At 58.1% G+C, this 15,432-nt stretch carries 14 protein-coding genes; 9 read left to right on the top strand and 5 right to left on the bottom strand.

What is annotated here, in order from left to right; translation table 11 throughout:
* Window positions 1-164 precede the first annotated feature (164 nt).
* Window positions 165-410 carry a sulfurtransferase TusA gene (tusA, locus tag ACESQ2_RS04195; protein WP_004106582.1) on the top strand — a complete coding sequence of 82 codons (246 nt, stop codon included), beginning with the start codon at window positions 165-167 and terminating at the stop codon, window positions 408-410.
* Between the two features lie 77 nt (window positions 411-487).
* On the opposite strand, the gene zntA is transcribed toward tusA, so the two are convergent.
* Together zntA and ACESQ2_RS04205 are read right to left on the bottom strand one after the other, a co-directional pair.
* Window positions 488-2,692 (bottom strand): Zn(II)/Cd(II)/Pb(II) translocating P-type ATPase ZntA, encoded by a 2,205-nt coding sequence (zntA, locus tag ACESQ2_RS04200; RefSeq protein ID WP_064374790.1) that lies wholly within the window; start codon window positions 2,690-2,692, stop codon window positions 488-490.
* Between the two features lie 78 nt (window positions 2,693-2,770).
* Window positions 2,771-3,397, bottom strand: a complete 627-nt coding sequence (locus ACESQ2_RS04205; protein WP_004106578.1) for a lysoplasmalogenase — start codon at window positions 3,395-3,397, stop codon at window positions 2,771-2,773.
* 142 nt (window positions 3,398-3,539) lie between these two features.
* Here ACESQ2_RS04205 and ACESQ2_RS04210 point away from each other — a divergent pair, with 142 nt between their 5' ends.
* Window positions 3,540-3,899: a DUF2500 domain-containing protein gene (locus ACESQ2_RS04210; protein WP_004855078.1), complete on the top strand. Its 360-nt coding sequence runs from the start codon at window positions 3,540-3,542 to the stop codon at window positions 3,897-3,899.
* A gap of 14 nt (window positions 3,900-3,913) precedes the next feature.
* Here ACESQ2_RS04210 and ACESQ2_RS04215 read toward each other — a convergent pair whose 3' ends face one another.
* Window positions 3,914-4,192, bottom strand: coding sequence for a DUF1145 family protein (locus ACESQ2_RS04215; RefSeq protein ID WP_004106574.1), 279 nt, complete (start codon window positions 4,190-4,192; stop codon window positions 3,914-3,916).
* A complete protein-coding gene (rsmD, locus tag ACESQ2_RS04220; protein WP_014227097.1) occupies window positions 4,182-4,778 on the bottom strand; it encodes a 16S rRNA (guanine(966)-N(2))-methyltransferase in 597 nt (198 codons plus the stop codon). Before rsmD ends, ACESQ2_RS04215 begins: the two co-directional genes overlap by 11 nt.
* A 192-nt stretch (window positions 4,779-4,970) precedes the next feature.
* On the opposite strand from rsmD, the gene ftsY reads away from it, so the two are divergent.
* The 4 genes from ftsY (at window position 4,971) to rpoH (ending at window position 9,321) form a co-directional block, all read left to right on the top strand.
* A complete protein-coding gene (gene ftsY, locus ACESQ2_RS04225; protein WP_046877705.1) occupies window positions 4,971-6,488 on the top strand; it encodes a signal recognition particle-docking protein FtsY in 1,518 nt (505 codons plus the stop codon).
* A gap of 2 nt (window positions 6,489-6,490) precedes the next feature.
* Window positions 6,491-7,159 (top strand): cell division ATP-binding protein FtsE, encoded by a 669-nt coding sequence (gene ftsE, locus ACESQ2_RS04230; RefSeq protein WP_004106557.1) that lies wholly within the window; start codon window positions 6,491-6,493, stop codon window positions 7,157-7,159.
* Window positions 7,152-8,210 carry a permease-like cell division protein FtsX gene (gene ftsX, locus ACESQ2_RS04235; RefSeq protein ID WP_025106848.1) on the top strand — a complete coding sequence of 353 codons (1,059 nt, stop codon included), beginning with the start codon at window positions 7,152-7,154 and terminating at the stop codon, window positions 8,208-8,210. The genes ftsE and ftsX overlap by 8 nt, the downstream gene beginning before the upstream one ends.
* Before the next feature lie 256 nt (window positions 8,211-8,466).
* Entirely contained in the window at window positions 8,467-9,321 is an 855-nt protein-coding gene (rpoH, locus tag ACESQ2_RS04240) for an RNA polymerase sigma factor RpoH (protein ID WP_004106554.1), read from the top strand.
* A 32-nt stretch (window positions 9,322-9,353) separates the two neighbouring features.
* On the opposite strand, the gene ACESQ2_RS04245 is transcribed toward rpoH, so the two are convergent.
* Complete coding sequence (locus ACESQ2_RS04245; RefSeq protein ID WP_032751582.1) at window positions 9,354-10,868, bottom strand: PLP-dependent aminotransferase family protein; 1,515 nt, start codon at window positions 10,866-10,868, stop codon at window positions 9,354-9,356.
* Window positions 10,869-10,985: 117 nt separating this feature from the next.
* Here ACESQ2_RS04245 and ACESQ2_RS04250 point away from each other — a divergent pair, with 117 nt between their 5' ends.
* From ACESQ2_RS04250 to ACESQ2_RS04260, 3 genes are all read left to right on the top strand, one after another.
* Window positions 10,986-12,251 (top strand): 4-aminobutyrate--2-oxoglutarate transaminase, encoded by a 1,266-nt coding sequence (locus tag ACESQ2_RS04250; RefSeq protein WP_004855063.1) that lies wholly within the window; start codon window positions 10,986-10,988, stop codon window positions 12,249-12,251.
* Between the two features lie 149 nt (window positions 12,252-12,400).
* Window positions 12,401-13,645: an aromatic amino acid transport family protein gene (locus ACESQ2_RS04255; RefSeq protein ID WP_014227092.1), complete on the top strand. Its 1,245-nt coding sequence runs from the start codon at window positions 12,401-12,403 to the stop codon at window positions 13,643-13,645.
* A 256-nt stretch (window positions 13,646-13,901) separates the two neighbouring features.
* Window positions 13,902-15,005 carry a branched-chain amino acid ABC transporter substrate-binding protein gene (locus ACESQ2_RS04260; protein ID WP_014227091.1) on the top strand — a complete coding sequence of 368 codons (1,104 nt, stop codon included), beginning with the start codon at window positions 13,902-13,904 and terminating at the stop codon, window positions 15,003-15,005.
* Window positions 15,006-15,432: the final 427 nt, after the last annotated feature.

Here is a 15,432-nt window from a genome sequence, read left to right on the forward strand (position 1 = left end):
TGTGACCTTTTTAGTGGTTGGGGTGAGGGAACCCAATAAAAACGGCTGCATGATACTGCGTTGCGAGCGTATTGCAATGGTTGTTTTTCGCGCAAACGTTAACCTGGCTTGCGTACTGGCGAACTGGGGGTAAACTAGGGCCGTTTTGTTAATGTGAGATGAAAATGAGCGAACTTTTCTCCAGCCCTGACCATACGCTTGATGCGCAGGGGCTTCGTTGCCCGGAACCGGTGATGATGGTGCGCAAGACCGTGCGTACGATGCCGGTGGGCGAGACGCTGCTAATCGTGGCCGACGATCCGGCGACGACCCGCGATATTCCCGGTTTCTGCCGCTTTATGGAGCATGAGCTGCTGGCGCAGGAAACCGAGGCGCTGCCGTACCGCTATCTGATCCGTAAAAGCCACTGATCCAGGCTACAAAAAACCAGACCCACTAATCCGTATCCCGGGCAAGGCGCGTCAAGCGCCGCCCCCGGGTATTGTCCCTACTTCTTACGTAGCAGCCGCAGCGCGTTAGCGGTGACGAGCACCGTCGCCCCGGTATCCGCCAGGACCGCCAGCCACAGGCCGGTGAGGCCGAGCAGGGTGGTGATGAGGAAAATCCCCTTCAGACCCAGCGCGATAGCGATATTCTGCCGGATATTGGCGTGAGTGGCGCGCGCCAGCGAAATCATCTGCGCCAGTCCGGTGAGGCGGTTGTGGGTCAATGCCGCATCGGCGGTCTCCAGAGCGACGTCGGTGCCGCTGCCCATCGCGATGCCAATGGTCGCCGCTTTCATCGCCGGCGCGTCGTTGATCCCGTCGCCGACCATGGCCAGCGGCGACTGGGCATTAAGCGCCATCACCGCCTGCACTTTATCCGCAGGCAGCAGCCCGGCGCGGAACGCCAGCCCCAGTTCGCTGGCGATAGCCGCCGCCGCGCGCGGATTGTCGCCGGTCAGTATGATTCCCTGAACGCCTAACTGATGGAGTTCATCCACCGCCTGGCGAGCATCATCGCGTAGCGTATCGCGCAGCGCCACAATCCCCAGCAGCGCCTCATCGCGCATCACCAGCACCACGGTTTGCCCCGCGCTCTCCAGCTGCTGAATAGGTTCATCGTACTGTGGATCGCGGTTTTTACCCGCGGCGCAAATCAGCACCTGACGTCCTTCAACCTGCGCCTCAATGCCGGATCCGGCCAGCGCGCGCTGGCCGCTTGCCGGCGGAATGACCAGCTGCCGCTGCTCCGCCTCACGTACGACGGCCTGGGCTAACGGGTGGCTGGAGCCTTGCTCCACGGCGGCCGCCAGCGCCAGCAGATCGTTTTCGCCGATGTCTGCGGTCGTCATCACCGCGGTGACGCGCGGCTGGCCGATGGTCAGGGTGCCGGTTTTATCAAACGCCACCTGGCGCACGCGGCCCAGCTGCTCCAGCGCCGCGCCGCCTTTAATCAGCGCGCCGCGACGCGCCGCCACCGCCAGCCCGGAGGTAATCGCCGCCGGGGTTGAGATCACCAGCGCGCACGGACAGCCAATCAGCAGCAGCGTTAAACCTTTATAGATCCACGGCAGCCATGCGCCCGCAAACAGTAGCGGCGGAACAATGGCCACCAGCAGCGCGACGACCATAATCGCCGGAGTATAGATGCGGCTAAAGCGATCGATAAAGCGCTCAATCGGCGCGCGGCGCTCTTCCGCTTCTTCAATCAGCTTAAGGATGCGATCGATAGCGCTGTCGCCCGGTTCGGAGATCACCGTCAGCTGTACCAGACGATCGACGCTGGTCGCGCCGGCCGCCACGCGTTCCCCGGCGTTACGCTCCACCGGTACGGATTCACCGGTTAGCGCGCTCTCATCGAAGCTGGCGAAGGGCGAGAGCAGCTGGCCATCGGCGGGCAGGCGGCCTCCGGCGGCGACTTCAATCACGTCGCCGGGACGCAGGTCGCGCTGGGCTACGGTTTCACGCACGCCGTCGCGCACGCGGATTGCCGTGTCGGGTTTCAGCGCCATCAAGGCGCTGACGCCTTGCCGCGCGCGGCTGGCGGCCCAGCCCTCAAGACGTTCGCCGATTAAGAACAGCAGCAGGACCATCGCCGCTTCGGCGGTGGCGCCGATAAACAGCGCGCCGATGGCTGCGACGCTCATCAGGGTTTCAATGGCGAACCAGCTTCCGCTTTTGATCAGGCGTATTGCTTGCCGGGCGACCGGCCACAGGCCGACCAGCGTGGTTGCGATGAAGGCAATTTCGCCCAGAGGCGGGCTGAACTGCTCCAGCCCCCAGCTGAGCGCCATCATGGCGACGAGGGTGAGGAGCGGCAGATTCTCGCGCAGCCACGAGGTGGGCTCCTCTGCCCGTGGCGCGTTTTCATCACGCAGCTGATAGCCCGCGGCGCGCACGGCGCTTTCGATCTGCGGGCGGACATTGCCCTCGGCGTTGACCAGCAGCTTTTCGGTGGCGAACAGTACCTGCACCTGGCTGACCCCCGGCACCTGGCGAACGGCGGTTTCGACCTTGCGGGCGCAGGCCGCGCAGTCCATGCCTTCTACCAGCCAGCTAAAGCGCGCGTGACTCAGCGCATCGTTTTCAGCGGCGGTTTCGCTGCTGCAGGCGTGGTCCGCGCAGCAGCTTTCCGCAGGCTGCGCGGCAGGGGTAAATTTTAACGATGAGAAGTGTGGGACTTTTTTATCCTGCGATTCTGGAGCCGACATAGGACCCTCCGGGTAATGATAATTTTCTCATTACCCGCAGGATACACTCTGGAGTCGACTCCAGAGTCAAGCGCTTAATTACAAATAGAGCGCGCGGACGATCAGGAAGTGCCCGGCGAAGTAAAATGCCGAGGAGATGGCGTTGTCAGCGCGGAAGCGGCGGCGATAATGGCTGATGAGCCAGACCGCGTTGCCGAGCAGCAGGAATGCCGCGCCAGCGAAGCCGGACAGGGCGGTATCCGTCGGGCGGGCGAACCACAGCTCCCCGGCCAGCCAGACCATCACCAGCGTCATCGCGATAAAGGTAAACACCGGCATCCGCATCTCTTCCAGACGCGTCCAGATAATCGCCAGCAGCAGCGCGCCGAGGATCAGCAGCACCAGCGGCAGCGGCCAGAAGAAAGATAGCGTCAGCTGGCTGGCAAACCAGATGGTGTAGAGCAGATGCGAGAGAAAGAACGCCCCCACGGCGTACATTACCCGCTGCCGCGGCAGCAGGGTCAGCGCATCGCCGACCAGCGAGGCGCAAAGCCCGGCCAGCACCAGATAGCTGATGGCGTTAAACATCGGCGCTTGCCAGGCCAGTAACAGAAGCAGGATCAGCGTGACGGGTTTAAACACCCAGCGACGCCAGGCAGGCCCACGATAGGACGCATCGACGTAAAGCCATGCGGAGAAACAGACAGCAATAAATGACCAAAGCATAGTAAGTCCCTGTATCTGTTATCATTACGTAAGTGATTGTACTTACAGTACTGAATCTCAGTGTAGTGGTTTGCAGAGGAAGATGACAATGATAATCAAGCCACAGTATGCTTATTCCTGATAATTCCTGGGGGCAAGGTGAATGAGTAAAGTTCCGCTGTTTTTTATGGTTGCCGTTGCCATCATTGCGGTTGCCGCGTCGTATCGCTATGTGCAGCAGCGTCGGGAAAAAATGGATAACGATGCCGCGCCGCTGTTGCAAAAACGGGTGGTGGTGAGCAATAAGCGGGAGAAGGTGATTAACGATCGCCGTTCGCGCCAGCAGACGGTGACGCCTGCCGGCAGCGAAATGCGTTATGAAGCAAGCTTCAGGCCGGAAAGCGGCGGGCTGGAAGTGGTTTTTCGTCTGCAGGCGCCGCAGTATCATGCGCTAAGCGTCGGCGATAAGGGCGTCCTGAGCTATAAAGGTTCGCGGTTTATGGGCTTTACGCCAGACCCCTGAACCTTTTCCTGGCATTACTTCTTCTTCAGGGTCGCCTTGAGCTTTTTCTGCCAGGCGACCAGTTCGAACACGCCGAAGATGAAAATACGAATCTGCTCGAAGCGCCCCAGCGGCGGCATCTCTTTCGTCTGCGTCGCCTTGAGCAGCGTCAGCTGCAGGCCGTGCATCAGAATCATAAAGATCAGCGCTACGTTAACGAAGATGTTCAGCGGTTTTGGGAACGGTTGAAACAGGTTCAGCAATAAAAACGCCCACACGCACAGCATCAGCAAGCGGCCAAAATTAATCAGCATGGTTTTCTCCTTGGGCCTCACGTTGATAGAGACGGTAGGCGACCTGTCCGGCCACTTTTTCACGATAGACGTGCCAGTTCATCGGCACCGGCGGTAAACCGTTTTCGACTTCACTCTCAATGTAGACAAGCGCTTCATCGCTAAGCCAGCCGTTGTTTTCCAGCAGCTTTAGCGTCTCTTCAAGCAGTCCTTTACGAAACGGGGGATCGACAAACACGATGTGATGCGGCGTGCCCGCCTGAGCAAGAAACGCTAAAGTATTGGTATTGACCACCTTAGCGTTGCTGGCTTTGAGGGTCGCCAGATTTTTTTGCAGCTGCTGCGCGACGCCGCGTTCCATTTCCAGCAGCGTGGCGCTGGCCGCATAGCGGGAGAGGGCTTCAAGGCCCAGCGCGCCGCTGCCGGCGAAGCAGTCGAGGCAGTTCGCGTCAACGATCGACGGCGCCAGCCAGTTAAATAGCGTTTCGCGCACCCGGTCGGTGGTCGGGCGCAGACCCGGGCTCTCCGGCACCGGGAGTTTACGGCCCCGCCATTGCCCGCCGATAATTCGGATCTGGCCGCTGCCCGCGTGGTTTGGTTTCTTCATCTCTTTGCTCAAGTCTCAACTTCCGGGCTGCTATTCTAACGATCGGCGGCGGTTGACGAAACCTTAATCCGGGGGCGGTGATGCGAGTTAAGTTAAGTGGTAGACTATCCGACTAATTTCATCATTTTTCAGCTTCCGCTACCTACTGGCCGAAGCTGTGCCATGAATTAACAGCGAGGAGTGTAGTCGCAAATGGCGAAAGACAAAAAACGTGGCTTCTTTTCCTGGCTGGGCTTTGGTCAAAAAGAACAGGCGCAGGAAAGCGAAACAGAACAAAAAGTAGAAGCCCAGCAAGAGGTTGAAGAACCGGCTCAGGAAAGCGAAGCGCCTGCGGTTGCGCCGGAAACGGTCGACGCCACTGCGACAGAGAAACAGGATGCCGAAGCCTTTGCCGCCGAGGTGGTTGAGGTGACCGAGCAGGTTGTGGAGAGCGAACGGCCGCAGGCGGTTGTCGAATCCCCGGCGGTTGAGGAGATAGCGGAGCAGCCCGCGGTTGAAGAGACGGTCGCTGAGCCGCTGGTGGAAGAGGTCATCGCCGAGCCGGTAGTGGCTGAAGCCGTCGCTGAACAGACGCCGGAAGAGGTCATTACCGAACCGGAAACGGCAGTTATTGAAGAAACCGCCGTTGACCAGCCGGAACCAGACGAAACGGTAGAAGAGGCTGAGGCCGATATCACCGATGAAGAGCTGGAAGCACAGGCTCTGGCGGCGGCCGATGCGGCAGAAAACGCCGTTGAAGTGGTGCCGGACGAAACCGTCGTGACGCCGTTAGAGCAGGAAAAACCGACCAAAGAAGGTTTCTTCGCCCGCCTCAAACGCAGCCTGGTAAAAACCAAACAGAACCTCGGTTCCGGATTTATCAGTCTGTTCCGCGGTAAGAAAATCGACGATGATCTGTTTGAAGAGCTGGAAGAGCAGCTGCTGATTGCCGATGTCGGCGTGGAAACCACGCGTAAGATCATCACGCGTCTTACCAACGACGCCAGCCGCAAGCAGCTGCGCGACGCCGAGGCGCTGTACGGCCTGCTGAAAGAAGAGATGGGCGATATTCTGGCGAAAGTGGATGAGCCGCTGAACGTAGAAGGCAAAACGCCGTTTGTGATTCTGATGGTCGGCGTCAACGGCGTCGGTAAAACCACCACCATCGGCAAGCTGGCGCGTCAGTTCGAGCAGCAGGGCAAGTCGGTGATGCTGGCGGCGGGGGATACTTTCCGCGCGGCGGCGGTTGAGCAGCTCCAGGTTTGGGGGCAGCGCAACAATATTCCGGTGATTGCCCAGCACACCGGCGCGGATTCGGCATCGGTCATTTTCGACGCCATCCAGGCGGCGAAGGCGCGCAATATTGACGTCCTGATTGCCGATACCGCGGGTCGTCTGCAGAATAAATCGCACCTGATGGAAGAGCTGAAGAAGATTGTCCGCGTCATGAAAAAACTCGATGTCGATGCGCCGCATGAAGTTATGCTGACCATTGACGCCAGCACCGGGCAGAACGCGATTAGCCAGGCCAAACTGTTCCATGAGGCGGTTGGACTGACCGGTATTACCTTGACTAAGCTGGATGGGACCGCCAAGGGCGGGGTTATCTTCTCGGTTGCCGATCAGTTCGGTATTCCGATTCGCTACATCGGTGTTGGCGAACGTATTGAAGATCTGCGTCCGTTTAATGCGGGCGACTTTATTGAGGCACTTTTTGCCCGAGAGGATTAAAAATGATTCGCTTTGAACAAGTCAGCAAAGCCTATCTCGGTGGGAGACAAGCGCTGCAGGGGGTGACGTTCCACCTGCAGGCGGGCGAGATGGCGTTTCTGACCGGCCATTCCGGCGCGGGGAAAAGTACCCTGCTGAAGCTTATCTGCGGTATCGAACGGCCCAGCGCCGGCAAAATCCTTTTCGGCGGCCATGATATTAGCCGCCTGAAAAGCCGCGAGGTGCCGTTTTTGCGCCGTCAGATTGGCATGATTTTCCAGGACCACCATCTGCTGATGGACCGAACCGTTTACGATAATGTAGCGATCCCGCTGATTATCGCCGGCGCCAGCGGGGATGACATCCGTCGTCGCGTCTCGGCGGCGCTGGATAAAGTCGGGCTGCTGGACAAAGCGAAAAACCTGCCGATTCAGCTTTCAGGCGGGGAACAACAGCGCGTGGGCATCGCCCGCGCGGTGGTGAACAAACCTGCGGTCCTGCTGGCGGATGAACCGACCGGTAACCTCGACGAGGCGCTGTCGGAAGGGATCTTACGTCTGTTTGAAGAGTTTAACCGCGTTGGGGTGACGGTGCTGATGGCGACGCATGACCTGGGGCTTATCTCCAGTCGTCCGTACCGCGTCCTGTCCCTCAGCGAGGGGCATATGCATGGAGGCCACATCGGTGAATAAGCGCGAGGCAATGAACCACATTCGCCGATTCGGCAATCGATTTGACCGTTTCCGCAATGCGGGCGGAGCGGGCGGTAGCGGCGGGCGCAATGCGTCGAAGCGGCCAAAAGCGGCGCCGAATCCGGCTTCCCGCAAGAGCAACGTATTCAATGAACAGGTGCGCTACGCCTGGCACGGCGCGGTACAGGATCTGAAAAGCACGCCGCTGGCGACGTTTCTGACGGTGATGGTGATCGCCATTTCGTTGACCCTGCCAAGCGTGTGCTACATGGTCTACAAAAACGTCAGCACCGCGGCGTCGCAGTATTATCCCACGCCGCAAATCACCGTTTATCTGGAAAAAACGCTGGATGACGACGCCGCTGCGCGGGTAGTCGGCCAGCTGCAGGCGGAGCAGGGCGTCGAGAAGGTTAACTATCTGTCGCGCGATGAAGCCCTTGGCGAATTCCGCAACTGGTCAGGCTTCGGCGGCGCGCTGGATATGCTGGAAGAGAACCCGCTGCCGGCGGTGGCGATCGTGGTGCCGAAGATTGATTTCCAGAGCGTTGAAGCGCTGAACACGCTGCGCGACCGCGTGAGCCACGTGCAGGGCGTTGATGAAGTGCGTATGGATGACAGCTGGTTTGCGCGGCTCTCGTCGCTGACCGGACTGGTCGGACGCGTTTCGGCGATGATCGGCGTACTGATGGTGGCGGCGGTCTTCCTGGTGATCGGCAACAGCGTGCGTCTGAGCATCTTCGCCCGCCGCGATACCATTAACGTGCAGAAACTGATTGGCGCGACCGACGGCTTTATTCTGCGTCCGTTCCTTTACGGTGGGGCGCTGCTGGGATTCTCCGGCGCGTTTCTGTCGCTGATCCTGTCGGAAATTATGGTCATGCGCCTGTCGTCGGCGGTCACCGAAGTGGCGAAAGTCTTCGGCACGCAGTTTGAACTCAGCGGCTTAGGCTTTGACGAGTGCCTGCTGATGCTGATTGTTTGCTCGATGATTGGCTGGGTCGCCGCCTGGCTGGCAACCGTTCAACATTTACGTCACTTTACTCCCGAGTAGTAAAAATCTGGTATAATCTTTCCCTGCACTGAATATCTCTCTGCAGGGAAAGAGTCCCTGTCGACGCTTCCCTAAACTTCATAACCATGTCACATTTTGTGCGTAATCTATTCACATCATTGCATGGAACTTGTGGATAAAATCACTGTCTGATACTAATGTGAGTGATATTCTCGTTGCTCATCAATGCTGGCATGTTTGTTGCTCCGTTGTGAGGACAGAAAGATGCCAGAAGATATCGATTGAGAGGATTTGAATGACCAAAGATATGCAAACTTTAGCCTTAGCCCCCGTTGGTAACCTGGAATCGTACATCCGGGCTGCTAACACTTGGCCGATGTTATCGGCTGATGAAGAGCGGGAGCTTGCTGAAAAGCTGCATTACCAGGGCGATCTGGAAGCAGCGAAAAAGCTGATCCTGTCTCACCTGCGCTTTGTTGTTCATATTGCTCGTAACTACTCGGGCTATGGCCTGCCGCAGGCGGATCTGATTCAGGAAGGCAACATTGGCCTGATGAAAGCCGTGCGCCGTTTTAACCCGGAAGTGGGCGTGCGTCTGGTTTCCTTCGCCGTGCACTGGATCAAAGCGGAAATTCATGAATACGTGCTGCGTAACTGGCGTATCGTGAAGGTCGCGACCACGAAAGCACAGCGTAAGCTGTTCTTTAACCTGCGCAAAACCAAGCAGCGTCTGGGCTGGTTTAACCAGGATGAAGTCGAAATGGTGGCCCGCGAGCTGGGCGTGTCGAGCAAAGACGTGCGTGAGATGGAGTCACGTATGGCGGCGCAGGACATGACCTTCGACATGTCGTCGGATGATGAGTCCGATAGCCAGCCGATGGCGCCGGTGCTCTATCTGCAGGATAAAACGTCTAACTTTGCCGACGGCATTGAAGACGATAACTGGGAAGAGCAGGCGGCAAACAAGCTGACCGACGCGATGCAGGGTCTTGACGAACGTAGCCAGGACATCATCCGCGCCCGCTGGCTGGACGAAGACAACAAGTCCACGCTGCAGGAGCTGGCAGACCGCTACGGCGTGTCGGCTGAACGTGTACGTCAGCTTGAAAAGAACGCCATGAAAAAACTGCGCGCCGCTATCGAAGCCTAATCTGAGCGCCAGTCCCCCGATAACGCCCCACATTACGATGGGGCGTTTTGTTTTTCTGCCTCCGCCAGCGCCTGCGGGCAGTGCATTTTCAAACACTCAAGCAGGACGTTGAACGCCGGTTCCATCTGCGTTTCCGGCTGCGAAGCAAACCCCATCAACAGCCCTTTCTTCCGCTGCGCCGTCAGGTAATAGCGCGACAGCGGACGCACTAAAATATGGCGCGCGTTGGCATCGCGGGCAATCGCCACGTCATCCGCCTCATCCGGCAAATTCAGGATCAGATGCAGTCCGGCATTATCGCTGAAGTCCGACAGCGCGTGCGGCCCGCAGTGCCGCTGAATCAGCTCGGTCAAAAAGACGCGACGGCGGCTGTAGAGCAGGCGCATGCGGCGAATATGCGCCGAGTAATGACCGGCGTTGATAAATTCCGCCAGCGCCAGCTGGATAAGCGAATGGCCGCCGCGGTAGAGCTCGGCGTGGGCGTTTTTGAGTTCAGCCGCCAATGGTCGAGGCAGCACGACGTAGCCCAGCCGCAGCCCCGGGTAGAGCGTTTTACTGAACGTACCGACGTAGACCACCGGCGCTTCGGGGACTAAGCCCTGTAGCGCCGGGATCGGCTGACCGGAAAAGCGAAACTCGCTGTCGTAATCATCTTCCACAATCCAGCTGCCGTGCTGATGGGCCAGGGTGAGCAGGCGCTGTCGGCGCTCAAGGCTCATTACCGCGCCGAGGGGGTACTGATGGGATGGCGTAACGAAGATCAGCCGCGGGGCTTCGGCTATGCTTTCGGGCGGGCACAGGCCGCTGGCATCAACCACCACGGGCTCGGCCCGCACTTCATTCATCGCCAGCACATGGCGAATGCCCCAGTAGGACGGCTCCTCCACCCAGGCGAGATCGCCGCGGTCGCACAGCATGCGGGTGATCAGGTCGATAGCCTGATGGATCCCTTCAGTAATAAGAATTTGATCTGCCTGGCACTGAACGCCGCGCGCTACTCTCAGATAGTCCACCAACGCGTGCTGCAGCTCGGCCGTTCCGCCGTTACAGCTATAGCTGAGCTGTTCGGGTTTTGGACGGCGGCTGATACGCGCCTGGATTTTACTGAACAGCGGGTGGGGAAACGCATTGACGTCCGGTACGCCGGGGATAAATGCCCCCCACTGACGCGGGCTGGCGCTGATGTGCCCCAGCAGATGCTGGCCGCGTCGGGAGATGGGCGCGCTGGCTGCTGGCGCAGGGCTGCTTTCACTGGCGCTGCTGGTTGGAAGAAACATATCGGGCAGCGTTTTCGCGACGAATGTTCCGCTGCCGCGACGGGACACGACATACCCCTCAGCCAGCAATTGTTCGTAAACTGTTAAAATTGTGTTGCGAGACATTTTCAGCTCTCCCGCCAGATCCCGTGAAGGGGGCAGGCGGCTATGGGGCGGGAGAGAACCATCCAGAATGGCGTGGCGAATCGCCTTGTAAAGGCGCTTGTGCAGGAGCGGATCGGTTTCTTTCTGCAATCTGACCAGCACCAGGTCTGCGATAAGCGAACGCAATTGGATCCCTCAGATAATCTGAATTGGTACTCGATTATAGGGCCAAATCCTGTGTAAATAAACGACATAGTTTCGGATTTGTTGCGATAACGTGACACACATGACAGGAGATTCTCGGTGAAAAGTTCAGAACTGAATCAGCGTCGCCAGCAGGCGACTCCGCGCGGCGTAGGGGTGATGTGCAGCTACTTTGTTGAGAAAGCGGAGAACGCTACGCTGTGGGATATTGAAGGGAATGAGGTGATCGATTTCGCCGCCGGCATCGCGGTGCTGAATACCGGCCATCGCCACCCCAAAATCGTTGCCGCCGTTGAACAGCAGCTGCAGGCCTTTACCCACACGGCTTACCAGATTGTCCCGTACGAAAGCTATGTCACGCTGGCCGAGCGGATTAACGAACTGGCGCCGATTGACGGTCCGGCAAAAACGGCTTTCTTTACCACCGGGGCGGAAGCCGTTGAAAACGCGGTGAAAATCGCGCGCGCTTATACCGGCCGTCCGGGGTTGATTACCTTCGGCGGCGGCTTCCACGGCCGTACGTTTATGACCATGGCGCTGACCGGCAAAGTGGCGCCTTACAAGATTGGTTTCGGCCCGTTCCCGGGCTCGGTTTATCACGCCGTCTACCCTAACGCCGCCCATGGCATTACCACCGCCGACGCGATGAAGAGCCTGGAGCGCATTTTCAAAGCGGATATCGCGGCCGATCAGGTGGCGGCGATTGTGCTGGAGCCGATTCAGGGGGAAGGCGGCTTTAACGTTGCCCCGCCTGAGTTTATGCAGGCGCTGCGCGCGCTGTGCGATACCCACGGCATTCTGCTGATTGCCGATGAAGTACAAACCGGCTTTGCGCGCACCGGCAAGCTATTTGCGATGCAGCACTATGATGTGAAGCCTGACCTGATGACGATGGCCAAAAGCCTGGCCGGCGGTTTCCCGCTCTCCGGCGTGGTAGGTCGCGCCGAGGTGATGGATGCGCCTGCGCCGGGCGGTCTGGGCGGCACCTATGCCGGTAACCCGCTGGCGGTCGCGGCGGCGCACGCGGTGCTGGACGTGATTGAAGAAGAACAGCTGTGCCAGCGCGCTGAGCGCTTAGGCAGCCATCTGAAAGAGGTGCTGAATCAGGCGCGTCAAAGCTGCCCGGCGATTGCTGACGTACGTGGCCAGGGGTCGATGGTGGCGGTGGAGTTTAACGATCCGCAAACCGGCGAGCCGTCGGCGGAGATCACCCGTCAAATCCAGCAAAAAGCCCAGGAGAACGGCCTGCTGCTGCTGAGCTGCGGCGTCTATGGCAACGTTATTCGCTTCCTCTATCCGTTAACGATTCCGGATGCGCAGTTTACGAAGGCGCTGGATATTCTGGCCCGCGTGCTGAAGGGCTAGTCAGTCTTACATCCATTTGCGGCGGCAGGGAAGCCCAACAGAAACAGGAAGCCGCAGTCTGGTTATTCATGCTCAGCGTGAGTGGTATTTCACCCTGATATCACCTTTTTTCCGGCGGCGCACGCTGCCGGAATAAAACGGAAAATATTATGTCTGACAACTCCACCTTTTCTCCGGCTCTGACGAGCCGGGAGCGTACCGCTGTACCTGCAAAATCCCTCAGTTTCATTGAAGGCGTGTCGATGATCGTCGGCACCAATATCGGCGCTGGGGTGCTATCCATCGCCTATGCCTCCAGCAAAGCGGGCTTTCTGCCGCTGCTGTTTTGGCTGATTGTGGTCGGTAGCCTGACGACCATCACCATGCTCTACGTGGCGGAATCGACGCTGCGCACGCGTAAGCATCTGCAGCTTAGCGGCCTGTCGCAGCGCTACGTCGGCCGCTTTGGCGCGCTGATGATGTTCCTCTCCGTTTGCGTCAACAGCGTCGGCGCGCTGACGGCTTATATGACCGGCAGCGGAAAATTATTGCATTCGTTATTCGGCATCTCGCCGGCCCTGGGCAGCGCGCTGTTTTTTATTCCGGCGGCCGGGGTACTTTATCTTGGCCTGAAGGCGATTGGCCGGGGTGAGAAATTCATCAGTATCGGCATGGTCGTTATGATAACCATTTTGGTTGCCGCGACGTTGCTGAAAGAGACCGCCAGCGTCGGTTATTTGCTGGACGGCAACTGGCTGTATATGGTGCCGGTATTTAACGTTGTCGCGTTTTGTTTCTCCGCGCAATATATCGTGCCGGAGATGGCGCGCGGCTTCGCCGATAAACCGGAGAAGCTGCCGAAGGCCATTATGGTGGGGATGTTATTAACCTTTTGCCTGCTGGCGCTGGTCCCGCTTTCGGTGATTGCATTAAGCGGGCTGGATAATATTTCTGATGTGGCAACCATTTCCTGGGGCAGGGCGCTCGGCGAGTGGGCTTTCTTCTCGGCAAATCTTTTTGCGCTCTGCGCGATGCTGACCTCCTATTGGGGGCTGGGCGGAAGCTTCCTGACCAATATTTTCGATCAGTTTCGCCTGGGCAACGACGAGCAGCCGTTCAAACGCTTTAAGGTGCTGTTAGTGGTCGCCGTGCCGCCTTTTATTCTGGCCTATAGCGGGATGGTGTCCTTCGTGAACGCGCTCTATTTTGCCGGGGTATTTAGCGGGGTGATTTTATCTATCATGCCGATCCTGATCCTCAAAGGCTCGCGTCGGCAGGGTGACATCACCCCCGGCTGGACCTGCCCGGCGCTAATCACGCATCCCTTAATCCAGATCTTCATCGTATTGCTCTATCTTTGCAGCGCCGCCTACGCCATCGCTTCCGCCTTTGGCTACCTGCCTGCGGGCTGGTAGTCGCGTTGCTCATGCCACCGCGTTCGGTTTATTCCGGCGCGGGTTTTTATTTGTCACTTATCTGTTACATACTCCGCAATTTTATCGTTTCCAATTCTCCTGAATGACGGTATGTTTAGCATAGTGTGCTGCAAAAGCGCAGGCGGCAGACCCTAATCTAACTATCATATGCTTTTCTTATGTGTCTAATTAGAATAATGCGCTAATAAACAACATCACAACAAATGCAAAAACCATAATAATGGGGAGCCTCAGGATGAATATGAAGGGTAAAGCGTTACTGGCAGGATGTATTGCCTTAATCATGAGCGGTGCGGCAATGGCCGAAGATATCAAAGTCGCCGTCGTTGGCGCGATGTCCGGTCCGGTAGCGCAGTACGGTGACCAGGAGTTTACTGGCGCAGAGCAGGCCATTGCCGATATCAACGCCAAAGGCGGTATCAAAGGCAATAAGCTGCAGATGGTAAAATACGACGACGCCTGTGACCCGAAACAAGCGGTTGCCGTCGCCAACAAAGTGATTAACGACGGTATCAAATACGTTATCGGTCACCTGTGCTCTTCTTCCACCCAGCCGGCCTCTGATATCTATGAAGATGAAGGCGTGCTGATGATCACCCCGGCGGCCACCGCGCCGGAGCTGACGGCTCGCGGCTATCATCTGATTCTGCGCACCACCGGTCTGGACTCCGATCAGGGGCCAACCGCTGCCAAATATATCCTGGAAAAAGTGAAGCCGCAGCGCATCGCGATTGTCCACGACAAACAGCAGTATGGCGAGGGCCTGGCCCGTGCGGTACAGGATAACCTGAAGAAGGGCGGCGCCAACGTGGTGTTCTTTGACGGTATCACCGCCGGTGAGAAAGACTTCTCTACCCTGGTGGCGCGTCTGAAGAAAGAGAATATCGACTTCGTTTACTACGGCGGCTATCACCCGGAGATGGGGCAGATCCTGCGTCAGTCTCGCGCCGCTGGCCTGAAAACGCAGTTTATGGGGCCGGAAGGAGTAGCGAACGTGTCGCTGTCTAACATCGCGGGCGCTTCTGCGGAAGGTATGCTGGTCACCAAGCCGAAAAACTACGACCAGGTTCCGGCGAACAAACCGATTGTGGATGCGATCAAAGCGAAGAAACAGGATCCAAGCGGCGCGTTCGTGTGGACCACCTATGCCGCGCTGCAGTCGCTGGAAGCGGGCCTGAATCAGTCAGAAGATCCGGCTGAAATCGCTAAATACCTGAAGGGCGCAACGGTCGACACCGTAATGGGGCCGCTCACCTGGAACGAGAAGGGCGATCTGAAGGGCTTCGAGTTCGGCGTGTTTACCTGGCATGCTAATGGTACGGCGACCGACGCCAAATAATTTAACCTGCGCCTTTCACGCCGCAGATGCGTTGTCTGCGTCCCTCAACCCCGGTCACTTACTGATGTAAGCTCCCGGGGATTTCGGGTCTTGACGCCTTTCTGCAACGCGAAATTCTTGGTTAAATCAGTTGATCCTTGCCTCTTCGCATAGGCGAGGAGAAAGGTAAAAGCAAAAAGGCAACGTAAGTTGCCTTTTTTAGTCGGTAGCCCGGGTAAGGCGTTCAGCCGCAACCCGGGGAATGCGCCGGGGTTGATGCATTGGTGCGGTTTCTTCCCGGGTCGCGCTGCGCTTACCCGGGCTACAGGCTGGTGCGGTTTGGTTTTTTGTAGCCCGGGTAAGGCGTTACGCCGCAACCCGGGGAATGCGCCGGGGTTGATGCATTGGTGCGGTTTCTTCCCGGGTCGCGCTGCGCTTACCCGGGCTA

The sequence above is a fragment of the Klebsiella sp. Q11 genome, assembly GCF_964241505.1.
GTDB classification, from domain to species: Bacteria; Pseudomonadota; Gammaproteobacteria; order Enterobacterales; family Enterobacteriaceae; genus Klebsiella; species Klebsiella michiganensis.